The sequence below is a fragment of the Sorangium sp. So ce834 genome (assembly GCF_051521425.1).
GTDB lineage: Bacteria > Myxococcota_A > Polyangia > Polyangiales > Polyangiaceae > Sorangium > Sorangium cellulosum_D.
Genome location: NZ_CP150351.1, coordinates 4,354,209 through 4,378,862, shown reverse-complemented (window position 1 = coordinate 4,378,862; position 24,654 = coordinate 4,354,209). Strand labels below are relative to the sequence as shown.

The window sequence follows — 24,654 nt, the reverse complement described above, 5'->3', positions numbered from 1 at the left end:
TCCAGGTCAGCGAGCGGCATCGAGCGGCGAGCATGTGGAGCGATCGCCACCCGTGAAAAGCGGAATGCCATAGAAATGCCAAGCCTCCGGGCTCACCGGACCCGCCAGGCCGGGTGCTCGTCGCCGACGGCGGGCGCCGCCACCAGGCCGTTCTCGGCCGCCCCGTCGTCGCTCTCGGGCTCGCACACGTACACGGCTATCGCGCCGAGCGGCTGCTCGGTGTCGATCAGGGACCACCCCTCCGGGGCGCGCCGGGCCTCCGCGCGCCATTCGACGGCCACCTCGCCGACCTGGGCCGCCTCGAGGATCGCGCGGCCGTGCTCGGCGCCGAGCGACGCCACCCGGGCGACCTCGACGTCGTGCACGCCCTCGGCCGGCGCGACGCGGAGCCCGTGCCGGCGCAGGGCCTCCGCGATCGCCGGCGGCACGAGGTAGGCCCGCGGCCGATCCACCACGGTCGTCCCGACGAACCGCGCGAGGTGCGGGATCCGCACGGTGACGGGCGCGCCCTCGAACGCCCGCGGGCTGCGCGTGAGGACGTCGACCGGGGTCCCGGTCGGCTCGAGGCGGTAGCGGACCGCGACGCGATCCGGCGGCCGGGCGCTCGAGGCCACGACCTCGCGGATGGCGTCCGCGTGCGCGGCGGCCCAGGAGAGGGTCTCGATCTGCCACGCCGACGCGGTCTGGACCCGCTCCTCGAACGAGAGATAGCTGTAGCACTCGAGCAGCAGGTCGAGCCGGCCCGTCAGCCCGCGGTAGTTCGAGCCGAACCGCGGGTGGTGCGGGTAGGTCATCCAGCCGAGCCCGACGGCCGCCGCCGGATCCGCGTCGCCGCCCGCGTCGAGCGCGCGCTCGTCCTCGACGAAGTTGCCGTACCAGCCGCTCTCGAAGCCGCGCTTGCGCACCGCGGCCATCACCTCGGGGACCAGGCGATCGCGCACCATCGCGATCGGCTCGGCGCGGCCGGATTCGACGGTGTGCGGCACGTCGACCGTCATGTGGAACCGGTGCACCGAGCCGTTGGTCGCGTGGTTGTCGATGGTGAGATCGGGCGCCCACGGGATGCACACGCGCTCCTGGAGCAGGCGCATCTCGGGCGCGGCCTGGCGGAGGTAGTCGCGGTTCAGGTTGATGCCCTGGCTCTGCGTCCGGGTGCCGACGACCGGCCCGGGCTGGCCGGTGAGCTTCTTCAGGTCGAGACGGCGGTTCTGCGGGTCGAGCGCGTCGTTGCCGTCCGGGTTGAACAGCGGCACGACGAGGAGCACGAGCGTGTCGAGCCAGTCGGGGTGCCGGCCGTCGAGCAGGTCGCGGACGAGCGCGAGGCTGGCCTCCTTGCCCTCCACCTCGCCGGGGTGGATCCCGTCGAGCATCAGCACCACCGGGCGCCCGGCGCGGCGGGCCTCGGCCGGGGAGCGCACGCCGTCCTTCGACAGCACGAGCAGCGGCAGCTCCCGTCCGCCCGGGCTGGTCCCGAAGGTCGTCACGGCGAGGCGCGGGTCGTCGCGGGCTTCCAGCGCGCGGACGAACCGCATTACGTCGGCGTGGAGGGAAGTCTCGCGGAATCCGGTGGCTTCGGCGCGGGTGAGCAGCATGAGCCCGATCTCTACCGCGCCGCTCGCCGGGCGGGACAGCTATCGGCGCCGGGGGCGCGCCTCGCGGGAAGAGGCGGGAAGAGTCGGGAAGAGAGCGCGCGCGTGGCTGTTTCACGAGCTAGGCTCGAAGCGTGGGCCGCCGCTCGGCGGGCCCGGCGAGGACAGGATGGGCACCAGCGAAACCAGGGCGATCACCCGTGAGCTCAAGCTGCATGCGGCGCTGCTCGGAGGCGTCGTCGCGCTCCTCTGGGCGATCGAGATCCTCGATTTCACGGTGTTCCGCGGATCGCTCGATACCCTGGGAATCCGTCCTCGGACGATCCCGGGCCTCGTCGGCATCGCGCTCGCGCCGTGGCTGCACGGCGGGTTCGCGCACCTCGCCGCGAACACGGTCCCGCTCGTCGCGCTCGGCTGGCTGATCCTGCTCCGCAGGACGAGCGACCTCGTCCTCGTGACGCTCCTCTCGGCGCTCGTGGGCGGCCTCGGCGTCTGGCTCATCGGGTCGAGCAGCTCGGTGCACATCGGCGCGAGCGGCGTCATCTTCGGGTATTTCGGCTTCCTGCTCCTCCGCGGCTGGTTCGAGCGGAGCCTCCTCGCGATCGCGCTCTCGCTGGTGGTCGGCTTCGTCTACGGCGGGATGATCTGGGGCGTGCTCCCGACGCAGGTGGGCATCTCCTGGGAGGGCCATCTCTTCGGCTTCCTCGGCGGCGTCCTCGCCGCGCGCCTCGTCGGTGGCCGCCTGCGCGCGCAGGCCGCTGGCGCCGGCGGGCGCTCGATGTCGAGGCGATGAGGCGCCCCGCGCTCCGTCTTCCCGTCCTGAGCGCGGAGGAGCGGCTCGCCGCAGAGGAGCGGCTCGCCGCGCTGCACCGCGAGCTCGAGGCGTGCCGCGCCTGCCCGAAGATGATCGGCCCGGTGGTCCACGGTCCGCCCGTCCCGAGCCGGATCCTGCTCATCGGCCAGGCGCCCGGCCCGCGCGAGGGCAGCCTGGGCCGCCCGTTCGCGTGGACGGCGGGCCGCACCCTGTTCCGCTGGTTCGAGGCGGCGCTCGGCGTGCGCGAGGACGAGCTCCGGCGGCGCGTCTACATGTCGGCCGTCGCGCGCTGCTTCCCCGGCAAGGCGAAGGGCGGCGGCGACCGGAGGCCCGATCCCGAGGAGATCCTGCGCTGCCGGACGCACCTTGCGCGCGAGGTGGGGATCCTGGAGCCGAGGCTGATCCTGCCGGTGGGCGGCCTGGCGGTGGAGCAGGTGCTCGGCCACCGAGGGCCGCTCGCGGGCGTGATCGGCGAGGTGCGGCGGGCGCGCTTTCACGGCGTCGAGGCCGACGTCATCTGCCTGCCGCACCCGAGCGGCGCGTCGACCTGGCACAAGACCGAGCCGGGGATCTCGCTCCTCGGCCGCGCGCTCCGCCTCATCGCGGAGCACCCCGAGGCCGCGCGCGCGTTCGCCGGCGCCGCGCCCGCTGCCGCGGCGCCCGAGGGGCCGCCGTAGTCGCGCGGAAGGCGCCCGGGAGACGCGCGGAAGACGCGCGGAAACCGCGCCGGGAGGCCCCTCCCGACGAAGCGCGGACATCCTGTCGAGGACGGCCAGGCCGACAGATCAGGATACGCGCCGACAGCACGGAACGCGCGGCAACTCCGCCGGGCGTGCGCCGTATTCAGTGCCTCACGACGCGTCACGACCGCCAAGCACACCGCGGTCGCGGCGCACCGCAAAACGGATTGTCATTTTGGCAGGATGCGCCATTGTACAGGTCGCCGACGTGTCCACTTTGGCAGAGCGACACCAGAAGCCCTGTGATCCATGCGGTGGATCCGGCGGAGGGCTGCTGGCACGACGCTCGCATTCACATGCAGCAAAGGCGCTGGCGGCGGGCGGGCGCTCGCGAACGAGGCAGGTAGCACCATGTTGAAGATCCTCCGGAAGTTGAATGAAGGCAGCCTCCTCCAGCGCACCATGATGCATATCGCGGTGTTCGTCGCCGGATCGGCGAGCGTCGTGGCGCTGACCAGCGTGCTGCTCGTGTCGACCGCGAAGGCGGTGCTGCCGCCGCACGACGCGACCGAGGCTGGCGCCGACACGGCGGATACGGAGGAGAAGGGCGCCGACGCGGATGCGGAGCCGGGCTCGCCGGAGGCGGCGGCGCGCCCCGCCGGCGCGAGGGCCGGGGCCAAGGCGCTGGCGCGTGTGGCGAATCGCCGCGAGAGCGCGGTCGCGCAGTGACGGCCGCGCCGGCGCGGGCGCCGCGGGGGAGGACAGCGCCGCGATCCGTACAGCTTCTCCTGGTGTAGGTCGTTTCGCATCTCCTGGGCATCGTGTGGCGCCGGCTGGATCGGCTCGGCGCGCGCGTGATAGCAACGTCGCCGATGACCCAGCCCCCGAGCCCCCTCGCCACCCCGGTCGCATGGAACCTTGTCGCCGACGACTACGCCGTCGACATCGTCCCGCACTTCGAGAAATACGCCGCCGACGCCCTCCGGCTCGCCGCCATCGGTCCGGGCGCGCGCGTGCTCGACGTGGCCGCCGGGCCAGGCACCCTGTCCCTCCTCGCCGCCCGGGAGGCGCAGGTGACCGCCCTCGACTTCTCCCCCGCGATGGTCGAGCGGCTGCGCGAGCGCGCCGCGCGCGCGGGGCTCGCCGTGGACGCCCGCGTCGGCGACGGCATGGCGCTGCCCTTCGAGGACGGCGCCTTCGACGCCGCCTTCTCGATGTTCGGGCTGATGTTCTTCCCCGACCGCGACCGCGGCTTCCGCGAGCTCCTCCGGGTGCTGCGCCCGGGTGGCCGGGCCGTCGTCGGGAGCTGGGCGCCGATGGACCGGTCGCCGATCATGGACGAGCTCTTCTCGGCGATCCGCGCCGAGCTGCCCGGGCTGCCCTTCGGCGAGGGCAAGGCGCCGCTCGGAGATCCGGCGGAGCTCCGCGCCGAGATGGAGGCCGCCGGCTTTCGCGACGTCTCGGTGCGCGAGGTCGAGCACGCCTGGGAGGCGGCCTCGACCGAGGAGCTCTGGGGCTCGATGCGCCGGAGCAACGCGCCGCTGGTGCTCCTGCGGGACAAGCTCGGCGAGGCGCGCTGGGACGAGCTCGGCAAGGCGATCCTCGGCCGGCTGCAGGCGCGGTTCGGCGAGGGTCCTCAGCGCCTCGGGATGGTCGCCAACCTGGGCGCCGGAACGCGCTAGCTCCACCCACCAGGAGTCCGGCCAGGGCTCCGGGGAGAGAGAGCTCAACGCACAGGCGCAAAGGCGCGCTCCCCGACACGAGCTCATTGTGTCCGCGCGACCACGGCGAGAAGGGTGTCGAGATCGAGCGGCTTCTTGAGCAGCGCGCACGCGCCCAGGGTGGCCGCTCTGGGATCACCCCGCGGGCTCATCGGGACCTCCGGCCGGCGGGGACACCTCGGTCGGCAGAGCGTGGCGGCGCCGGCGCAGGGGGAGGTCCACGATGAAGGCCGCCCCCGCGCCGAGCTCGCTCTCGACGCGGATCGAGCCGCCATGGGCGATCACGATCCGGCGGCTGATGTACAGCCCCAGGCCGAGACCGCCGTAGTGCTGCGCCGAGACGCCTCGCTCGAAGCGTTCGAAGATATACGGCACGCAGCTCGGGTCGATCCCGATGCCGCGATCGGCGACGACCAGCTTGGCCATCTCGCCCTCGGCCGCGACGCTGATCTCGATCGGCTTGCCCCTCCCATACTTGATGGCGTTCAGCACCAGGTTGGTCACCACCTGCTCCAGACGGGCCCTGTCCCACATGCCCACCACGGGAGCGTCGGCCCGCCATATCACCGTACTTCCGGACTGCTTCAGCTCCACGTCGAAGTCCTCCACGACCTCTCGCGAAAGCGCCCGGAGATCGACGTCTCCCAGCGTCAGCTCGAGCTTGCCTGCCTGGATCCGAGCCACGTTGAGCAGATCTTCAATGAGCCTGACGAGCCGCCGGCACTGCCGGTCGGCCATCCCGGCCAGCCTCTGCGCGCCGGCGGGGAGCGTCGTCGCCTCGCGCATCAAACCTTGCACGGCGAGCTTCAGGCCCGCGATGGGGGTATAGAGCTCATGAGAGGCGATCGACACGAAGTCGTCGCGCATCCGCACCGCTGCTTCGGCGGCGGCCCGGGCCCTCTGCTCGTCCTCCAGGAGCAGGGCGCGCTCCGCCTCGATCCTCTTCCGCTCCGTGATGTCCGTGGAGATGCCGCCCACCGCGTACGGGACGCCGGCAGCGTCGCGCAGAGGGAACTTGATGGCGACATAGGTGTGCACGCCATCGTCCTGAGGCATCACCTCCTCGTCTTCCAGCGCCGTCCCGGCGAGGAGCGCCCGCTCGTCGAAAGCGCGGAGCGCCTCGGCGTGCTCCCGGGAGAACACGTCATCGTCGCTCTTGCCCACGATGGCCTCGCGAGTGATGCCGAACAGCTCCTCGAAGCGGCGGTTGACGAGGACGTAGCGCCCCTCGATGTCCTTGACGTAGACGATGGCCGTCGAGCTGTCGATGATGGCGCGCAGGAGCTCCTGGCTCGTGCGCAACGCCTCCTCCGCGCGCCTGCGCTCCTCCGCGACCTTCCGCAGCGCCGCCTCCGTCTGCTCGTGCTCGGCGATCTTGTGCCTGAGCTGGGCGTTGGCACGGCTGAGCTCGGCGGTGCGCTCGGCGACCTGCTGTTCCAGCCGCTCTTTTGCCCGGGCTTCTTCTGTCAGGCGAGCATCGAAGTCGAAGATGGATTTCAAGTCCACCTCGATCACATCGCGACACTGCGCCAAGAGCGTCTGGTAGGTCTTGCTGTACTGGTTCGCGCGGTCATCCAGCACGCAGATGGTCCCGAAGATATCCCCCGTGGGCCAGGCGATCGGGAAACCGAGGTAGGATATCATCCCGAGCTTGGCATCCGGGTTCGACTCCCACCGCTCGTCTTTCAAGGCGTCAGGGACCAGCAGCGGCATTCGGGTCTTCATCACGGTCTCGCAGTAGAGCCCGGTGTCGAGACGCGCGCGTTCGTTGGGCTCATAAGGGTTCCCCTTCGACTCGCTGGAGACGCAGACGACGATCTCGGGCGGCTCGACTCTCATGATCAGAGCGGCCGGGACGCGCAGGATCTCCGCGAGGAGATCGGTCATCTCCTGCCACTTGCGAGCGATGTCCGTCGGAATGTCGATGGCGACCGTGCTTGATCGGCCTCTTCGGCCGCTCCCGGGCGACGAGGTCTTCGTCCCGAGGTCGTCCGTACGCTGCTCCGGCGGGCAGACGGAGGCGGCCCCATGCGGCCCGAGGCCCGCGCCCTCAGCGCGCCCCGAGGGCGCGGGCTCGCCCAGCCCCGGGCGGCGGGCATGGTCGACAACGAGCGCGCCTGGCTCTGTGTGATCGTCGGTCCCGGTACGCATGAGCCCCCACGATGACGAATCGTGCGAAGGGCCATCAGGTTGTCAAGGTGGGCGCGACGGCGCCGCCTCTGAGGACGCAGCGCGACGAGCCGGCCGGGGCCGGTCGAGCCCTACCCTGGTTCGCCGCCCAGGGCGCGCGGCCCGGGCGCCCTTCGGAGAGCGGCGAGGACCCATCGGTATCTCCGAGATGTCCGAGATGGTCGGCGGCGCCCCATCAGGCAGCTCCCTCCCGTCAATCTACGCGCTCGCGTCGGTTTGCCCGATGGACCGCCGACCTCGGCGGCATCCACGCGCAGGAGACGCTCTCTATGAAGCCGGTCCACCCCACGGCAGCCCCCCGCGCGGGCACCCCGCCGTTCCTGGCCTTTTTCCTCTCGACGGGCGCGGCGCTCGCGGGGTGCACCCCCGAGATCGCCACCATCGGTCGCGGGCTCGGGGCCACGACATCGTCATCGCCCGCCTCTTCCTCGTCCACGTCCACCGCCGGCGGCGATGACCCCGGCATGGAGCCCGGCGCCGGCGGCGGCTCCCCCCAAGGCACCGCCGGCGCCGGCGGGGACGGTCGTTGCGATCCGCACCTCGTGGGGGTGGTGCGCGACTTCAAGGCCTTTTACTCCGAGGGCGGACACCCCGACTTCGAGTACTTCGCGGGCGAGGGGATGACAGGCCTGGTCGAGCCCGAGCTCGGCCCCGACGACAAGCCGGTCTATGCCCATGAGGGCGGCACGGATCACACGACCGGGCCCGAGGCGTTTCATCAGTGGTATCACGACGACCCTGCGGTCAACCTATCGATTCCGTACGTCGTCCCCCTCAAGGTGAGCGAGCGCGGCTTCGGGCACTTCTACGGAGAGGAGTTCTTCCCCATCGACGATCAGGGGTGGGGCAACGAGGGGCGAGAGCACAACTACGGCTTCACGTACGAGCTCCACATGACCTTCGAGTACCGGCCCGGCGACGTCTTCTGGTTCGTCGGGGACGACGATCTCTGGGTGTTCATCAACAGGCGCCTCGCGATCGACATGGGCGGGCTCCACGGCGCGACCGCGGCGTACGTCGATCTCGACGCGAGCGCCGAGGAGCTCGGCATCGAGGTCGGCGAGGAGTATCCCCTCGACTTCTTCCACGCGGAGCGCCACGGCGCCGGGTCGATGTTCTCGATATCGACGTCGCTCACGTTCACGAACTGCGACCCGATCCTGAAGTAGCGCCGAGCGCGCGCTGCGCGCCAGCTCGGCGCGCCTGGAGCGGGCCGCGCGACCCGGGCGCCGAGCGCCGCGAGCCGCTCGAGGCACGCCGACATGTCGCCCTCCTGACAGGGTCGAGGAAATGTTGTTTCGAGACACGCTATCGACGTACCGCCGGCGCGCGCGCTCGTGCTAACACCCGCGCCGGTCGCCCGGACGCAGACGAGCTGGCCACGGGCGACCGAACGCGGCCATCCCCATGGCCGCCGAGACTCGCGGGCCGGCGACGCATGGAGCTTCGATGAGGAACAACCTGCTCACAGCATTGCTTATCTTGCCCCTCTTGGGTTGCGGATCGGGCTCGGAGGACAGCGCGGGCGCGACGACGAGCACGGGCTCCGGCGGGTCGGGAGGTGCGGGCGGGCCATCGCCGGGCTGCGCTCCGACCGCGGCGCCGGACATCGCCGACGTCTCCGGCACGTGGGCGTACCGGGCCGTCGGGTCGCAGCTCACCCAGGCGCAGGGGCTGGATCCGTTCCATACGCGCATCGTCAGCGTGCTGCTCGTCACCCAGCAGCAAGACGGCGACGCCATCTCCTTCAACGGCACGTACTGCGACCATTACACCGAGGATCCGGACGCGATCGTGCACGCCGTCATCCCCGACACCTTCCGCGAGGCGCTCGCGCCGGTGGCGCGCGAGGGCACGTTTGCGGCGAGCGAAGGAAGAGGACGCCGCTACCAGCTCGGACGCCTCTACGAGGTGGTCGGCGCGGCGCTCGAGGACCCCGCGCAGGACGAGCTGCCCACGGCTCCGGCGGACGCCCGGGTCGTGGACCAAGATGAGGACGGACACCCGGGGATGACGCTTCAGCTCCAGGGGCTCATCGACGGCTCGGTGTACGTCGCCGAGCGGAAGTGGACCGAGCTCGACGGCGTCGCGGTCGCGGCCGATCGCATCGAGGGTCGCCTCGGGTTCGCGTCGGAGCAGAGCGTGCTCGACACGGATCCTCCGATCCTGAAGGCGAGCACGGCGGCGTCGAGGACCTACCCCGATCCGGAGGAGTGCAACAGCACCTTCGTGATGGTCCGCATCCCCGACGACGCGGACTGCGCCTGGATCGAGGCAGCGGCCGAGACGCTCTTCGAGTGATGCCCTCTCCGGGCGGCGGCGGGCTCGGCGGCGCTGCTCACTGAGGCAGCCGCAGGACGAAGCCGGCGCCCGCCAGCCATCCTCCGCTGGAGAAGCCGGGATAGCCCGGGTTGTTCGTCTGCAGGCCGGCGACGCCCTCGAGCGCATCGCCGCTCACGATGTCGACCAGGTTGTCGGGGACCTCGTCGAACACGGGGTCCCTGGCCGACCGGCTCTTTTCGACCTCGCGCGTCACGAGCAGCTGGCCGTGCAGGAACGCCCCCACGCCGAAGTCGGCGCCGAAGAGCGACACCGGCGTCTCGAACGAGGCGCTGACCGCGAGGCGCGAGTTGTCGACGTAGTTGGTCCTGCCGGTCTGGTCCGGCACGGGAGACGGCGTGAAGGCGACGTCGGCCGAGAGCCTGCGGCTCCGCAGCACGACCGAGCCGCCGAGCCCCACGGACACGGTGGTCGACCACGGATCGGACGGGCGCTCGGCGTGCCGATCGCGGTACTCGGACCACCGCGTCAGGAGAGCGTGCGCGCCGAGCTCCCAGGCGGGCGGCGCCGGGCTCTTCGAGCCCGCGGCGCGCTCGCCCGCCCCGTCGCCGCTCGGCGGGCCCGCGACCGAGGCCGCGAGCCCGATGCGCGTCGGCTCGTGGCCGAGCGTCATGCGATAGACCTGGGGGACCGCGCTCTCGCCCTCTGGATAGGTGTAGTTCCAGAAGCGGATCCTGTTCTCGCCGTCGGTGTCCGACGCCGAGGGCAGGTGGAGCGTGGCCGAGAGGCGCAGCCAGGGTGTCGGGTTTGTCGCGAACGCGAAGTAAGGAGCGAAGACGCTCTCGACCTCCACCTCGGGATTGATGAGCGCGGTCCGCTGGTCGCCCGCGTCGGGCACGTGGACGGACGTCCGCGCGGCGGTGCCGATGGTGACGTCGACGCCCGCCCCGACGGAGAGCCAGCGGGTGATCCGGCCTGCCATCGACACCGCGAGGCTGGTGAGCGACAAGCGATCTCCGAGCAGCTCGAACTCCAGTCGATTCGAGAAGTACTGCGCGCGCTCGTCGGGGAAGAAGGGCCGCTGCTCCTGGAAGCTCCTGATCGGCAGCAGGGCGTAGAAGCCCAGGACGAGGCGATCTTCGTAGAGCGGCCGCACCAGCCCGAGGGTCGCGTACGTGATGGCGTCACGCTCGCGCGTGTCCTCCCGAGGGCTCGGGAGCTTCGACGCGGGCATGGGCCGGTGGGTGAGCCGAGAGGTCGAGCCGTCCGGATTCCGGATCTGGCCGTCGTACACCGACTCGGGCACGTCGACGCCAGGAGGGCGCGGAGCGAGGGTGATGTCGCCGTGGGTGACGAGCACGAAGAAGCCCGCCTGCGTCGTCGCCGCGGCGCCCGGCAGGAGCGCCGGGTTGAAGAACGCGGCCTCCGGTCCCCGCGCGAGCGCCCGCGCGTTCAGCCCATTGGCGCTCGTGGGAGCGCCCGTGAGCTCGAGCGCGCCCGACGCGCGCGCGGTCCCGGCCTCGAGGAGCAACGCGGATGCCAGCGCGAACGGTGTGGTGATGCACAATTTTGGCAGCATAGGTCCGCGAGGCGCGGGAGTCTGCCGGGAGGCCGGTCGCGAGGTCAAGCCCTGCGCGTCGGCCCGGCGGACCGCGCGCTTCGGCGGGCCCCTCTCGTGGCCCCCTCCTCCGGTGCATGATCCGCGACAGGGTGAACGGCTCGCCCGCGCCGGGGCCGGCCGACGCCTAGGACGCCGAACGGGTCAACGGACGATCACGCGCACCGGAGCGCCAGGCAGCCCCTGCAGCCCCACCGGCACTGGCTTCTTGGACACGAGCTCGAAGCTGTAGCGCCGCAGCAGCGTGCCCAGGATCAGCTTCATCTCGTACAGCGCAAAGGCGGCCCCGATGCAGCGCCGATTGCCGCCGCCGAACGGCAGGAATTCGAAGGGGGAATAGGTCCGCTCCAGGAATCGTTCGGGCCGAAACACCTCCGAATCCGGAAATACCGCGGGATCGTGGTGGGCCCAGATGATCTGCGCGAACACGCCTGCTCCGGCCGGCAGCTCGTAGCCCGCGATCTGCATCGGCCTATTCAGCTTGCGTCCCACGCCCGGCGTGGGCGGGCGCAGGCGCAGCGTCTCGTTGCACACCGCTTCCAGGTACGGCGCCTTGGCCAGCGCCTCGGGCTCCGGATCCGCGCCCAGCGCCGTCAGCTCGTCCTGCAGCCGGCGCAGCGCGGCGGGCGCGTGTCCGAGAAAATAGAGCACCCAGGAGAGCGCGCCCGCGGTCGTGCTGTGCCCGGCGAAGAGCAGCGTGTGCAGCTGCTCGAAGATCTGCTGGTCGTCGAGCGCCGTCCCGTCTTCCTGGCGGGCTTCCAGGAGCAGGCTCAGGATGTCGGTGCGCTCGGCGGGCTCGGCGCGGCGGCGGGCAATCTCCGGATCGAGGAAGCTGCGCAGGTCCTGGGTCGCGCGCAGCCTGCGCGCCCACGGGCCGAAGCCCCCGAACTCCCGGCGCAGCGCGGGGATGACGAGGGTGACGTTCAGGCCGATGGAGAAGGACTTGCGCAGCTCCTCGAGCAGCGTCTCGAGGCGCGCCACCTCCGCCGGCGCGGTGACCCCGAACACGAGGTGGATGATCGTCTGCAGCGAGATCTTGTGCATGAGGTCCTGCGCCGAAAGCTGCAGGCCCGGCTTGAGGTCCTGGGAGCACTGCAGGGTCAGGTCGCAGATCTGCTTGCCATACAGGCGCATGCGCTGCCCGTGAAACGGCGGCATGAGCAGCTTGCGCATGGCCGCGTGCCGCGCGCCCGAGAGCGCGAACAGCGACGACTCTCCCATCGCCGCGGTGAAGCTCTCGCCCAGCATCTGGTCGAGGGCTTCCGGCGGCACCGCGAACACGGAGCGCAGCCCCTCCACGCTGCCGGTGGCCAGCACCGGTTTGCCGTTCATCTTCGGGAGCGACATCGGATCGCCGTAGCGCTTCCGCATGCGCAGCGTGAAGCCGATCGGGTCGAGGATCCCCCGCACGTTCATCAGGAGGCTGCTGGTGAGGCCATCGGGCAAAGCGGTCATGGGGCGCGTCCCTTCGGTTGTACGGCTTCCGCTGTTCGATGCAGGTGACGTGGGCGCAGAATCGCTGGCGATCGCCGATCGTCGCCCGTCGATGTGGATTGTTCCGGGCTCGATCGCGGGGCGGGATCCTCCGCGAGATCGCCCGCCCCGTCAATCCGACCTGCGGAGCTCGCCGAAAGCGCGGCCCCGCCGCCACCTCGAGTCGACGACGCCGCGCTCGAGGAATTCCGGTGCAGCGCCGAGAAGGCTTGTCGCGGACATCGGGCGATGATGAAGGATGCTCCGAGCGCGTGTCTGGCCGAGAGAGAGCGCCGGCGGCTGACTCCGTGCTTCGTCGTGTCGTCAGAGAGGAGCTGCCTCGCGCGTCACGGCCGACGAAGCGTTCCGGAGCGGCGGCGGCGCCTGGATTACCAGCTACGCCGCGCGATCCGATCGGCGAGCGCCCTTCGGGCGGCCTGCAGCCTGCGGGCGGTGGTGGCCGGGTTCAGCCCGTGCGCCCTGGCGCGGGCGGTGATGGTCTGGGGACCTGCCGCGGCGAGGAGGAGCTCGCCGTGCTGCGCGGGCAGCTCGACGAGCGCGCGGAGCGCGGCGCGGGCCAGGAGCCTCCCCTCCAGGTCGACGCAGCCTTCGCCGACCAGCGCGCGCGGGTCGTCGACCGGGATCTCTCGGCGGACGTGGGCGCGCTCCAGGTGATGGCCCGCCTGCCGCCACGTGATGCCGTGCAGCCAGCCCTGGAGCGCGCGGCGCGGATCGGCCCGCGGATCAGGGCGGTATCTGCCCTCCTGGACGCCTCTCCAGGCGGCCATGAGCACGTTCTGGAGCACATCCTCGCGATCGCGCGCGTGGACGCCGCAAGCGACGACCATGGCCGCGATCAGGCGCCGCTCCGCGACGAGGGCGTCGATGGGCGGCGAGGCCGCGGGACGCCGCGGCGTCGAGCGCGCCGGAGCAGGCGGCGCGCCGCGCGTGCGACGGCTCATCGGGATCTCCGGCGCACCGCGCCTCGGCTGGCCGCCGGCAGGCAGCGGGGCGAGCGTTCGCGATGGAGAGTGGGTCTTCCGGCGGCGCGCCGCAGCACGCCGGTGTTGCGTTCCAGGGTGATCCATCGCCGCTCGTCGAATGACGCATCCATGCGCGCGAGTTCCCCGGCGATCTCGCGCTTCGCTGCGAAATCGATCAGGCACGCTCGTTTTCACGCCCGTGACGCCGGCGCGGCGCTCGCGCCGGCGCGGTGACGGATCGAGCGCGATCTCGGGCGGAACGGGCCAGAGGGAGACAGAGAGAGGGTCGAGAGGCATCAAGACGTCATCGACGCCCGCCGGAGAAGCAGATCTCCTGGTGCTCACGGTGCCTTGACGGCTCGCTGTTGCGATCGAGGACGCGAGCGGGCGTGGGGGCGTGGGCTCGCCTTCACGGAGCGCCGTTCAACGCGTCCTCGATGGCGGGCAGGTAGGCGCTGCCGGGGAACGCCTCGCGGAACCGGGCGGCTCGCGCCGCGGCCTCCGCGCGCCGGCCGCTCTGGTCGAGCGCCTGGATCGCCAGGGTCTCGCGTTGCTGGGCTCTCGGGCTGCGCGGGTAGCTCCGCGCGTGGCGGTCGAGCGCCTCGAGCGCCTCGGTCGCTCTTCCCGCTCCGAGCGCGGCGATCGCGCGCTGGATCAGGGTCAAGTCGGTGTCCATCGGCGGGACGGCCGCCTTGGCGCCGGTCGCGGCAGGCGGCGCCGGCGCCGGCGAGGACAGGGCCGCCGGGACGTCGGCGAGCGCGGCCGTCGCGCCCGCGCGCGCCGGGAGCGCCGCGAGCACGTCGCCGCGGACGAGGGCGCTCTCCGGCGGGGCCGGGCGCGGGAGGGCCGCGTAGAGCGCGCCGGCGCCGGTGCCGGCCCCGCCCAGGAACAGCGCCGCGCCTGCTGCGGCGAGCTTCGCCCGCGTGACCCGGATGCCCGCCCGCGCGAGGCTCGCCGGGGCGCGGCGCGCTTCCCACCCCAGGACGGCCTCCGCCGCGCCGTCGCCGGGCGGGAAGGCGCGCGCAGCCTCGGCGGCCGGCGCGCCCCCGTCGCCCTCCGGGAGGGCGAGCCGCGCCTGAAGCCGCGCCCAGAGCAGCTCGCCGTGGCCTTCCGGCAGGTCGAGCCGGGCGTCGCCGAGCTCGAGCAGCAGCGGCCCGTGGGCCAGGGCGAGCGGCGCCAGCGCGGAGCGCGCGTGCACGCCGAGCGCGTCGCGCTCCTTCGCGCCGAGCCGCATGACCGCGGCCGCGAACTCCTTGCGGGCCCGCCGCAGCCGGTCCCACGCGGTGTTCTCCGGGATCTCGAGCGCCGCGGCGATATCGCGCATCTCGATCCCCTCGAGCTCGTACAGGAGGAACACGACGCGCCGGTCGCCCTCGATGCGCTGGACGAGCGCCCGGACGATCCGCTGCGTCTCGGCCTGTGCGAACCGCTGCTCCGCGTCGTCGCTCGGGTCCACGACGTCGATGCGCTCGGCCTCCGAGCGCGCGAGCAGCTCCCGCCGGTTCCGGGAGAGCCGCTGGTGCCGCAGGGCGAGGTGCGACGCGATGCTCGCCACCCACGCCTTCATGGAGAAGCGAGGGTCGTAGTCCTCGAAGCGGCGGTGGACGACCAGGAACACCTCCTGGGCCACATCGCGCAGGTGCCGCGCCGGAACCCCCATCCGCCAGAGCACCCGGAGGACGTACCGGAGCAGGCCCGTGTAGACCTCCTCGAAGGACGGCCGCGGGGGCGGCTCGGGCGCCGGTCCGGGGTCGGTGTCGGCTGCCGGTCCGGGGTCGGTGTCATGGGCGGGGGCCAGCGGAGGCCGGGGGGGTTGAGGCTCCGTCATCGCTGCTTCTTCCCGCTAGACTGGCCGGATTGTGGCGAAATCGTACGCGGGGCAGAAAAAAAATCGGGGGTGCGCGGCCTTGGACGGTGGCGGGGGGGCATGACGCCTGAGCTCGGCGGCGGTGGACTCGCCGGGGGAGCACGTGGCACCTCGCGCGCGGCGCCCTATGGACTGGACAGAGGGCCGCTCTGGCGGCCCTGCCTCGCTCGTGAAGAGCTCCTCCCCAGACGTTGCCCTGCTTCCTCGTGCGTTGTCGTATCGCTCTAAGTCTCCTCGTTTCGCTTCAAAATCGACCCGACGCACGCGCAGGAGCGTACTGAGGAGACTCTCTCGGAGCAGTCCCGCGCGCTCGATGTCGCCCGGCGTCCGCAAGGGCGGTACGCGAGCGCTGTCGAGCAAACCGATCTGAGAAAAGCAGTTCGAGCTCCGCAATGCGGAGACGCGAAGCTCGCGAGGCGCCGGTCTTGTCGCGAAGCTCGCCTTGTGGTCTCGTGGCTCACGTCATCGACCTCGGTGCGTCGGATCGGTGGTGACGCGAGCTTGACAAGGGAGACGGCAACGACATGCCAAGGCTGAATCGTCGCTGGAAGTACGGGATCGTGGCGGCAGGGGGCGCCGCGTCGCTCGGCCTGGGGGCGTTGGCTGGCGGATGCGAGGTCCATGGGTACGGCACTTTCGTGGACGTCTGCGAGGATCCGACCCTCCCGGGTGCCACTGACCCGGGCGGTCCCTGTTATGATGCCCGCACCGACGCGTCCGCGTGCGGGGATGCCGGCTCGGACGCAGGAGAGGACTGCGCGGACGGGGATGCCGGCACCGATTTCGACAGCGCGACGGTCCCCGAGCTCGACACCAGCACGCCGGCGGCCTGTCCGGGGCAATGCGTGCCGAGGGAGCCGTTCGGCTGGTCCGAGCCGGCGCTGCTCTGGATCGGCCCGGAGGACCGAGCACCGGGGTGCCCCGCCGCCGCGCCCATCGTCGCCTACGAAGGCCGCGCGGACTTCACGGCGGGGGGGCCGCGCCCATGCCCGGCCTGCCTGTGCGACCCGCCGGACGCGTCGTGCGAGCTACCGGCGGCGTGGAGCACCTACGCCAGCTTTCCGTGCGACGTCCCCGGCGCCGCCGAGACGCCGTTCGCTGCTCCCGGAGGTTGGGACGGGTCCTGCACCTCGGCCGGCGCGATCGCCGCCGGACAGATGTGCGACGGCGCCCTGTGTGCGCAGTCGCTCGAGATCCCGGCCCCCCGCGTGCTCCCGGGGAGCTGCGCGCCGAGGATCGCGGAGGGACCCGGGGAGCCGGAGGAGCTTGAAGGCGCCGGGAGCTTCGCGACCTTCGCCCGGGCGTGTACCGGCACCGCGTTCGCGCCGTGCGCCGATCCCGGGATGACCTGCACCCCGGCGCCGCCGGCCGGCGATGCCGCACCGCCCGAGGGGTTCCTGACGTGCATCCACCGCGAAGGAGAGCGGGACTGCCCGGCGACCTACCCGGACCGGCACGTCTTCTACGCGGGCGCCGAGGACACGCGCGGCTGTGCCCCCTGCGGCTGCGCCGAGCCTACCGGCGGCACCTGCAGCGTCCTGGCGTCGGCGTTCAGCGATGAGGCGTGCTCGCAGCTCGCCGTCGGCGTGGTGGTGAGCTCCGCGGCCCCCTTCTGCGGCGCGATCTCCCCCGGGACGGCGCTCGGGAGCAAATCGGCGAGCGTCGTCAGCCTCGATGCGGGGACGTGCGAGCCGACGGGCGGCGGGCCGACCGGCGGCGTCGCGCTGCTCGGCGCAGCGACGCTCTGCTGCCGCCCTGCGCCGATCCCTGATCCGGTACCTGCCTGAGGCGGGTGGACCTGGGTCCTCACGGCTGCGTCCACGCGGAGCCTCATCCACATCCTTCCAGCACACGCGATGCTCCAGGCCCGCGCGCTCCGATCGGCGAACAACCGAGCCCGGATCAGAACGAAGCGACGAGGTGCAAGCCTCCCGCCGTGGAGGTGCCGGCCACGGACAAATTCTCACCGCCAGCGAGATGAAGCGTGGGACGCGCGAGGTTGGCCACGAGCTCGCCAGTGAGCCGCGCGGCAAGGTCGTCCGAGAACGGCACCTCAACGCCGCCGCGCAGCCCGAGCGCCGCGTAGGGCTGCAACGCCTCCCCCGCGACGTTGACCATACCGAAGTGCCGCACGCGGCCCGCCGTGGCGAGGCCGCAGCCGAAGAGCCAGGCCACGTGCCCGCAGGGGACGACCGAGCCGCCAAGCGAGGACACCCCGAAGATCCTCCCCTGATACGGCTTGGCGGCGACCGGCAGGTCCACGCGTCCCTCCAGCGAGAGCGAGAACGCCTCCCACCGGCCCCCCACGAACCCCGAGAACCCGACCGCCGGGGCCGGCGCTAATCCCTCGCTGATCAGCGCCCCCACGCCGACCTGAAGCCGCAGCCCGGCCAGCGCGGCGTCACGGCGCTCCACGGGCCGCGCCGGCGCGACGGGCCGGCACGGCGGGGCCGGCGCTGCGGCCGGCGCGTGCGGCGAACCCGCCGGCGCCGCTCGCGGGGAGGCCGTCTCGGGCAGCTCCGGCGCGGAGGCTGTCTCCGGCGGCGCCGTCGCCTCCGGCGCCGCCTGAGACGGCGCCGGCTCCCGCGCCGATCGCACCGGGCGCAGCACGATGGCGAGGGCGGTGCCGACGTCCTCCACCAGCGCCCCGCAGGCCGCGCTCGTGAGCTCCTGGCCGCCGAGCCGCCGGCCGTCGCCGTCGTACAGCGCGATCTCTCCCAGGAAATGCCGCCCCTTGCGCGCGAGGACCACCTCGACCCGCCGGCCGCCGCCGCCGTCCACGAACGGATCGGTCCCGCCGAGCTGCGCGGCGACGACATCCCGGAGCGCCTGCTCCTCGGGGCACCCCTCCGCGCCCGGGCCGCGCGTGTAGGACAGCCGCGCGCCGCCCGGCGGGACCTGACCGAGGGCCGGCGGCGCGGCCAGCGCCAGGGACACGGCAAGACTCCACCCGATGGCGTTCAGACGTGGATGGCGCAAGGGACTCCGCTCGAGCGTCAGGCAAGGGCCGCAGGTCGACGGCGAGGGGCCACGGCCGGCTGCGACCTGCACCGACTGGAATTACGGACCACGACCCGCATCCGGCAACGGATTTTTCCGGGCCGCGGCGACCCGCCACGCCCGCGCCGGCGGGCGCCGGAGGCCTCGAGGTCTGCCGGACGGGTCGATCACCCGTTCCGGGAGGCCTCCCGGCCTCTCCAGCAGGTCGACGACCTCCGGAAAGAGCCCGATCGGCCCGCGCCAGCGCGACGGCGACCCGTTCCGAGACGCCCCGGGGTATCTCCCCGCCTGCCGGCGACCCGTCGAGCGACCCCCGGGGTATCTCCCCGCCTGCCGGCGACCCGCCGAGCGACCCCCGGGGTATCTCCCCGCCTGCCGGCGACCCGCCGACGAGTCTCCGGAAGCGGGTGGCCCCCTGGCGACCGCCCCGCCCTCGTCCGGGATCGCCCCGGCCCTCCCCGCCCGTGCGAGGCCCCGCGCTCCAGCACCTCGGTGGACATCCGCTGCGCCGCGCACCCGCGCGGCCGATAGCACATTAACGACGACAGGAGCGCTGGACGTGGGAGAGCGCCATGCTCATCGTGCCACGATGGACTCAACGTTTGATGCTTCGATCTACGTTCGCGCTCCCATCATCAACATCGCCAATGGCGTGACCCTCGCCAACGCGCTGGTCGCAGCCTGTCCGGAGGTGGTGCCCGAGAACGTCGCCAAGGCGTGTACGAAGCTGAAGGCCGCCGGGGAGGCAGGCCAGAGGGCGCTCACCGCGCGCCGCCGGGTGAACGGCGCCCTGTCCGAGGACGACGTGCGGGGGCTCGACCGGGAGGCCGACGGGAGCTTCGGGGCGCTGCGCATGCGCCTCATCGCGACCTCGATGCTGCCCGAAGCGCGCTACCCGCAGGCGCGGCGCGCCGGAGAGCTGGTCAAGGAGCTCTTCGGCGATGACGGCCTCTCGTTCCTCACGGCCGAGTACTCCGTGCAGAACACGGTCATGGCCTCCATCCTCGCGCACATCGAGGAAGCGGGCCTGAAGCCGGAGATCGACGCGCTCGCCGGGCCCGAGTTCCTCGAGCAGATCGGCAATGTCCTGCCGCGCTACGACGCGATGGTGCGGGACAAGCTCCAGAAGGAGGCCGCCACGACATCGAACCTCGCCACGCACGTGCGCGCCATCCAGACTGCCATCGTCAATTACGCGACAAAGGTCGCCGCCATGGTCGATGAGGACGAGCCCGCGACCATCGAGGCCGCCCGGAAGGCCCTCCGCCCGCTCGACGTGCACCGCGAGGCCGGCGCGCGGCGGGCCCATGGCGGCGCCAAGGGCGAGGCCACGAGCGGCGCCCCGCCCGCGCCGGCCGCCCCGCCGGCGACCGGCGCGGCCGCCGACGGCGCCGGCGAGCCGGCCTGACTCGCGCGCCGCGTGCGCATGCGCGACGCCACCATCGCGATCGCCGGCTCGCTTTCTTCGGTCGCAGCGAGCTGCGCGCTACCCCGGCTTCTTCGCTACGACGAACGCAACCATCCCCCCAGCACCAACCTCCCTCTCCTCGATCTCGACGAACCCTACCTCGCGCATCTCGCGGAGGATCGTCTCGCGATCGTAGACATAGACGACCGGCGCCTTCCCGAACCAGCGCATCACCGTGATGATCACGCCGTAAGGCACCCAGGTGCTGCCGAGGCAGACGTTGGACGAGATGAACGAGCCGCCAGGCTTGAGGAGGTCGAAGATTGCCTTGAGGGTGCGCCTCCGATCGGGGACGAGGTGGAGGAGGGAGTAGGCCCAGGCGCTGTCGAAGTGCTCGGGCTCAACCGGAGCACGTCCGTCGAGCGTGCCCTGGCGAAAGGTGACGTTGGTCACGCCTTGGACCTGCTTCTTCTGGTCGGCGATGCGGATCATCTCGGACGAGACGTCCATCGCGTGGATGTGGCCGGCGAACGGCGACATCTCCAGGGCGAGCGAGCCGGTGCCGCAGCCGATCTCGAGGACCGTCGAGCCCGGGCGCAGGTGCTCGCGGGTGATGGCCTTCTTGCGCTCGAAGGCCGTGACGTTCCCCACCGGCTTGGCGGCGTACTTCTCGGCGATGCCGTCCCAGAACTTGGCGTCGGTGCTCATCGTGGTCGACGATTCTATGCACGCGGCGCGTCTGCGCCCGGTGCAAGTTCGTGACGCAGGGGCGCAGTTTCGCGCCACCCCTCGGCCTCGCCGCGGAACAGCGCTGCGCGCTCTGTCATCGCCGCGGTGATGCCGTCGCGCGCGGCCCGCAGGCGCGCGTTGTCCCGGAGGTCGCGGTGGCTGAGGAGCCAGAAGTCGCCGACGTAGCGCAGGTCCGGCTTCGCGAGGCGGTGGAGCCCTGGCTCCGGATCGCCGGCGTAAGTGGGTAGCATCACGAAGCCGAGGCCCGCGTGTGCGGCCTCCATCATGATCGCCATCGACTCGAACGTGCCCCAGATCGGAACCTCGGGATAGCTCGACGACGCGACGAGCTCCTCGGCGATCTTGCGCAGGTTGGATCCGAGCCAGCGCGCGGGCCGCGCGCCGCGCTCGGGGTCGAGCTGGGCAGCGTGCGCGGTCGCGACGTAGTTGCAGAGGGTGATGGGGACGAGCCGCCGCCCGATCAGGTGCTCCGGCGGGGACGCGCTCGGAACGAGCGCGCGCACCGCGATGTCGGCCTCGCGCTTCGACAGATCCAAGTTCTTGGCATCGGCATCCAGCTCGAGCTCGATGCCGGGATGCTGCTCGCAGAGACCGGCCAGGGCGCGGAGGAGGATCTTCGCGATGAAGGGGTCGGTGCAGGTCACCCGCACGGGCCCCTCGAGCCGCGCGTCTTGCCCGGCGAGGCCGCGCTCCAGCGCGGCCATCTCCCGCTCGACGCGCTCCGCCCCCGAGACCATCTCGTTGCCCGCGTCCGTCAGCAGGTACCCATCGCGGTGCCGGTCGAACAGCTTCACGCCGAGCCGCGTCTCGAGGGCCTCGACCCGCCGCGCCACGGTCGAGTGGCTCACGCCGAGCATCGAGCCCGCCGCGCGAACGGAGCCCGTTCGAGCGAGCGCGAGAAAATGGCGCACGTCATCCCAGTCCACGATGCCCGCCAGCATACCCCTCGCGGGTGCGCGCGACAGATGCACACACGAGCCGCCGTGACCGAGGGCGCCGAGGCGCCGCGGGTCGACGTGGCGGCCGAGGCGCGCGTCAAGAAGAACGCCCAGTCGAGGAGGAAACCATGTGAACTGGGTGGAGTCCGCTCACGTACAGCGATGCGCGCCAATTTATCAATACAGCGGCACTTTCCCAGGAGCGAGCGGATCGCGTAAGGGATCTTCTGTCCCCCTGAGGTGAGCACGGCAATTTGCCCTGGACATCCTCGATTCCACCCCCAGCGCCGGACAGGCGAGCAAGCTACGGCCGATGGCCGGGCCGGTTGCCCGCGGCGGTTCACCGCGAGCGGCTTCACCAGAGCCGCTCCTTGCGGCGCGACGGCGCGGGCTACGGAGCGACGCGGAGCGTCCGCGACGCGACGAGCGCCCGGCAGAGGGCGATCCGGTCGTCCAGGTCGAGCCCGGGGAGCTCGCGCACGTAGAAGATGCCGTGCCGGGCGATGAACCGCAGCGCGGGCTCGCCCCAGGCGTCGACGCGCACGAGCACCGCCTCGCCGTCGACGAGCTCCGCCTTGCCGCCGTTCAGCCGGACCGACACCTCGCGATCGCGGATCACGCGCCGCGGGCCGCAGACCGACGCCGCGTCGCTCCACACCTCGGGCGGCGGCTCGCCGTAAAGAGCGCTGTACGCGGCCGCGAACTCGTCCCACGTCGCCTCGGGGACGGCGTGCGCGACAGGCGCGTTGGCGGGCGCGTGGTGCAGGAAGCGACCGAAGAAGCGCTGACAGAAATCGGCGTACTCGATCGTGAAGAGGACGAACTGGTGCCAGGCCTCGTCGACGCGCAGCGAGAACATCGGGTAAGCGCGCGTGCGGTCGGACTCGACGAGCCAGAGGTAGCGCGCGAGCTCGCGGAACAGCGCCTCCGCCTCGCGCTCGGTGGCCACCGTCTTGTTCATGAGCAGCTTGTCGAGCACGAATTGCGCCCGGTAGGCAAAGAGATCGGGCCGCCTGCGCGCGCTCGCCGTCACCACATCGGTTTGCATGGGTTGCATCATGGTCAGTTCTCCTGGGCTGCGAAGGGCTGAAATGTCCCCCAGTCGACGAGCGCGCGGGCCAGCGCGAGCTGCTCCGCCTCGGCGAGGCCGGGGATGTCGCGGGGCCTGAGCTCGCTCGCCGCCGCGAGCGCGCGGAGCGCGGGCTCGGCCCACGCCTCGACCCGCACGAGGAGCTGCGCGCGCTCGCCGCAGCGCGCGCGGAGCTCGGCGCGACCCGCGCTCCGGATCACGTCGAGGTCCACGCCCGGCCAGCGACGCACGAGCGCGGCGCGGGCGTCGAGCTCCTCGGGCCGGCCGAGCGCGCGGGCGGCGCGCGCTCGGGTGCCGGCGTCGCCGCGGGCGTGGAGGCGCGCGAGGAGCGCGGCGGCGCGCGGGCCGCGCTGGGCGAGGGCGTCGATCTGCGCCCGGCGGACGCACTCGCGCTCGTGCGCGAGGAGCGCCGCCGAGAGCGCGTCGTCCGCGGCGGCGGGCCGCGGGGCCGCGGGGGTCAGCCCCTCGACGGGGCCCACCTGCGCCTCGAGCACCGGGCCGTCGCTCGGGCCGAACAGGTGCAGCGAGATCGACCAGCTCGCGGTCGGGTTCCGCGGGTCGTGGATGCACGGCCCGTAGATGTGGCCGACCCGGCCCGCCTCCGCGGAGAAGAGGCGCTTCGGGACGAGCCGCCGGGCGCGGGCCGTCGCGTCCCAGTCGAAGGTCGCGACGTCGAGCGCGTTGTGGAACACCGCCGTGACCGTCCAGTCCGAGTGCTCGTGCGCGCCGGCCGCGCGCCCGGGCCGCCAGTACGCGAACGCGACGCGGACGCCGACCTCGGGGACCACGTGAAACGGCGCGAGCTCCGGCGCGCCGTCCCGACGCTCGATCTCGAGCGCGAGGAGCTCCAGCGGGAGCTCGTCGTCCGAGAGCCCGGCCCGGACCGCGCCCTCGACCGCGCGCACGTGATCGCGCGGCGGGCGGGCGTGGCCGTCGGACCGCGGGAAATCGAGCTGCCCGAAGAGGGCGGTGAGCTCGGCGAGCCTCATGGCGCGATCCGGAGGAAGTCGCCCTTCACGAGCGGACGGCAGAGCGCCACGCGCTCCGGGTCGTCGAGGCCGGGGAGCTCGCGGACGTAGAAGTGATCGCAGTCGACGATGAACTGCAGCGCGTCCTTCGCCCACGCGTCGATGCGCAGGAGGACGCGCGGCGGCTCCAGCGACCACACGAGATCCGCCCTCCCCTCCTCGACCCGCACGAAGATGGGCCGGCCGAACTTGACGCGGATGAGGCGCGTGTCGGGCGTCACGGCGAGCTCGTCCCTCCACGCCGGGGAGATGGGCCCGAAGAGCGCCTCGTACTCGGCGCGGTACTGGTCGAAGGTCATCTCGGGGCGCGCGCCGAGCTCGCCGCGAGGGGCGGTGTTGGCGGTGTGGTGCACGAACTCGCCGAAGAAGCGATGGCCGAACGCCGCGTACTCCTCGGTGAAGAGCACGAACTGGTGCCAGACCTCGTCGATCCTCCGGGAGAACATGGGGACTTGCCGGGTCCGGTCCGCCCTGCAGACGAAGATGTATTTCTTCACCTCGTCGAAGAGCCGCGCCGCCTCCTCGCAGGAAGGAGCCATCCGGTCCTTGACCAGCTTCTCTTCGAGCCACGGCGCACGGAACGAGAGCAGCTCGGGGATCATCGATGTGTCCATCGGCTGACGCTAATGCCAGTTTCATGCCCGCCCGCACGCGCCGCGCTCGGGGGCCCTGCGCGCCTCAAGGGAACATCGGTTCCCGAGGCGCTTCCCCAATTGGGAAACGGGTTGCTCAACGGGGGCCGCCGCCCTGCGAAAACAGGCCTCCGCGGCGCGAAAACAGCGGCCTTCGCCGCGGAGAGACGGCAGTGGCACGGCCGCTGCAATAGCCCATCTCGCGAGACGTCGAGTCCGCAACCGAAATAACCAACCCAGCTACGGAGCAATCACCATGAACGAGCAGATCAAGGTCGAGGTCGAGGTCGAGACGAAGCAGGAGACCGTCGAGGAGCGCCCTGCGCGCCTGACGGTGGAGGTCCCCACGGAGCTCCAGGCTGGCGTGGGGCCGGCCGTCTGCACCTGTCCGCCCGGCTGCTGCTGCTGAACCGCCCGCGAGGGGCCGGGGGCCGCATCCAGCGGCGACCGGCCCCTCGATCCTGACGACACGACCGCGGAGGCCCGCGCTGCGATGAGCAGCGGCGGGCCTTTCGCGTTTGGCACGCCCCGTTGGTTGCCCCTACAACGCCGATCACGTTGAAGATTCATGGGAAGAGGACCGCAAGGGCGCA

21 protein-coding genes are annotated in these 24,654 nt (G+C 72.2%); 9 read left to right on the top strand and 12 right to left on the bottom strand.

Annotated features, from left to right (window positions below; translation table 11 throughout):
* Positions 1-92: 92 nt before the first annotated feature.
* Entirely contained in the window at positions 93-1,592 is a 1,500-nt protein-coding gene (locus WMF20_RS16025; protein ID WP_437614568.1) for a M14 family metallopeptidase, read from the bottom strand.
* 166 nt (positions 1,593-1,758) lie between these two features.
* On the opposite strand from WMF20_RS16025, the gene WMF20_RS16020 reads away from it, so the two are divergent.
* From WMF20_RS16020 to WMF20_RS16005, 4 genes are all read left to right on the top strand, one after another.
* On the top strand, positions 1,759-2,382 hold the full coding sequence (locus WMF20_RS16020; protein WP_437614566.1) for a rhomboid family intramembrane serine protease: 624 nt from the start codon (positions 1,759-1,761) through the stop codon (positions 2,380-2,382).
* The gene (locus WMF20_RS16015; protein ID WP_437614564.1) at positions 2,379-3,080 is read left to right on the top strand and encodes a uracil-DNA glycosylase family protein; all 702 of its coding nucleotides are present in this window, start codon (positions 2,379-2,381) and stop codon (positions 3,078-3,080) included. Before WMF20_RS16020 ends, WMF20_RS16015 begins: the two co-directional genes overlap by 4 nt.
* 414 nt (positions 3,081-3,494) lie before the next feature.
* Positions 3,495-3,812, top strand: coding sequence for a hypothetical protein (locus tag WMF20_RS16010; RefSeq protein WP_437614562.1), 318 nt, complete (start codon positions 3,495-3,497; stop codon positions 3,810-3,812).
* Positions 3,813-3,955: 143 nt separating this feature from the next.
* Entirely contained in the window at positions 3,956-4,765 is an 810-nt protein-coding gene (locus WMF20_RS16005) for a class I SAM-dependent methyltransferase (protein WP_437614560.1), read from the top strand.
* Between the two features lie 174 nt (positions 4,766-4,939).
* Here WMF20_RS16005 and WMF20_RS16000 read toward each other — a convergent pair whose 3' ends face one another.
* A complete protein-coding gene (locus WMF20_RS16000) occupies positions 4,940-6,691 on the bottom strand; it encodes an ATP-binding protein (RefSeq protein WP_437614558.1) in 1,752 nt (583 codons plus the stop codon).
* A 572-nt stretch (positions 6,692-7,263) separates the two neighbouring features.
* Here WMF20_RS16000 and WMF20_RS15995 point away from each other — a divergent pair.
* Together WMF20_RS15995 and WMF20_RS15990 are read left to right on the top strand one after the other, a co-directional pair.
* A complete protein-coding gene (locus WMF20_RS15995; RefSeq protein WP_437614556.1) occupies positions 7,264-8,163 on the top strand; it encodes a fibro-slime domain-containing protein in 900 nt (299 codons plus the stop codon).
* Positions 8,164-8,443: 280 nt separating this feature from the next.
* Complete coding sequence (locus WMF20_RS15990; protein WP_437614554.1) at positions 8,444-9,295, top strand: hypothetical protein; 852 nt, start codon at positions 8,444-8,446, stop codon at positions 9,293-9,295.
* Positions 9,296-9,332: 37 nt separating this feature from the next.
* On the opposite strand, the gene WMF20_RS15985 is transcribed toward WMF20_RS15990, so the two are convergent.
* From WMF20_RS15985 to WMF20_RS15970, 4 genes are all read right to left on the bottom strand, one after another.
* A complete protein-coding gene (locus WMF20_RS15985; RefSeq protein WP_437614552.1) occupies positions 9,333-10,841 on the bottom strand; it encodes a hypothetical protein in 1,509 nt (502 codons plus the stop codon).
* Between the two features lie 195 nt (positions 10,842-11,036).
* On the bottom strand, positions 11,037-12,263 hold the full coding sequence (locus WMF20_RS15980; protein ID WP_437617133.1) for a cytochrome P450: 1,227 nt from the start codon (positions 12,261-12,263) through the stop codon (positions 11,037-11,039).
* Positions 12,264-12,754: 491 nt separating this feature from the next.
* Positions 12,755-13,327, bottom strand: coding sequence for a sigma-70 family RNA polymerase sigma factor (locus WMF20_RS15975; RefSeq protein ID WP_437614550.1), 573 nt, complete (start codon positions 13,325-13,327; stop codon positions 12,755-12,757).
* A 430-nt stretch (positions 13,328-13,757) separates the two neighbouring features.
* Entirely contained in the window at positions 13,758-15,176 is a 1,419-nt protein-coding gene (locus WMF20_RS15970) for an RNA polymerase sigma factor (protein ID WP_437614548.1), read from the bottom strand.
* 563 nt (positions 15,177-15,739) lie between these two features.
* Between WMF20_RS15970 and WMF20_RS15965 the strand changes: the two genes are divergently transcribed.
* Positions 15,740-17,002, top strand: a complete 1,263-nt coding sequence (locus tag WMF20_RS15965; protein ID WP_437614546.1) for a hypothetical protein — start codon at positions 15,740-15,742, stop codon at positions 17,000-17,002.
* A gap of 115 nt (positions 17,003-17,117) precedes the next feature.
* Here the strand turns inward: WMF20_RS15965 and WMF20_RS15960 are convergent, their stop codons facing one another.
* Positions 17,118-18,152, bottom strand: a complete 1,035-nt coding sequence (locus WMF20_RS15960) for a hypothetical protein (RefSeq protein ID WP_437614544.1) — start codon at positions 18,150-18,152, stop codon at positions 17,118-17,120.
* Positions 18,153-18,804: 652 nt separating this feature from the next.
* Here WMF20_RS15960 and WMF20_RS15955 point away from each other — a divergent pair.
* Positions 18,805-19,623 (top strand): hypothetical protein, encoded by an 819-nt coding sequence (locus WMF20_RS15955; protein ID WP_437614542.1) that lies wholly within the window; start codon positions 18,805-18,807, stop codon positions 19,621-19,623.
* Between the two features lie 78 nt (positions 19,624-19,701).
* On the opposite strand, the gene WMF20_RS15950 is transcribed toward WMF20_RS15955, so the two are convergent.
* From WMF20_RS15950 to WMF20_RS15930, 5 genes are all read right to left on the bottom strand, one after another.
* Positions 19,702-20,331: a class I SAM-dependent methyltransferase gene (locus tag WMF20_RS15950; RefSeq protein ID WP_437614540.1), complete on the bottom strand. Its 630-nt coding sequence runs from the start codon at positions 20,329-20,331 to the stop codon at positions 19,702-19,704.
* 14 nt (positions 20,332-20,345) lie between these two features.
* Positions 20,346-21,299 (bottom strand): LysR family transcriptional regulator, encoded by a 954-nt coding sequence (locus WMF20_RS15945; RefSeq protein ID WP_437614538.1) that lies wholly within the window; start codon positions 21,297-21,299, stop codon positions 20,346-20,348.
* A gap of 403 nt (positions 21,300-21,702) precedes the next feature.
* The gene (locus WMF20_RS15940) at positions 21,703-22,359 is read right to left on the bottom strand and encodes a glycine-rich domain-containing protein (RefSeq protein ID WP_437614536.1); all 657 of its coding nucleotides are present in this window, start codon (positions 22,357-22,359) and stop codon (positions 21,703-21,705) included.
* A gap of 14 nt (positions 22,360-22,373) precedes the next feature.
* Positions 22,374-23,390 carry a hypothetical protein gene (locus WMF20_RS15935; protein ID WP_437614534.1) on the bottom strand — a complete coding sequence of 339 codons (1,017 nt, stop codon included), beginning with the start codon at positions 23,388-23,390 and terminating at the stop codon, positions 22,374-22,376.
* A complete protein-coding gene (locus WMF20_RS15930; RefSeq protein ID WP_437614532.1) occupies positions 23,387-24,043 on the bottom strand; it encodes a hypothetical protein in 657 nt (218 codons plus the stop codon). The genes WMF20_RS15935 and WMF20_RS15930 overlap by 4 nt, the downstream gene beginning before the upstream one ends.
* Before the next feature lie 274 nt (positions 24,044-24,317).
* Here WMF20_RS15930 and WMF20_RS15925 point away from each other — a divergent pair, with 274 nt between their 5' ends.
* Entirely contained in the window at positions 24,318-24,470 is a 153-nt protein-coding gene (locus tag WMF20_RS15925; RefSeq protein WP_165374012.1) for a hypothetical protein, read from the top strand.
* Positions 24,471-24,654: the final 184 nt, after the last annotated feature.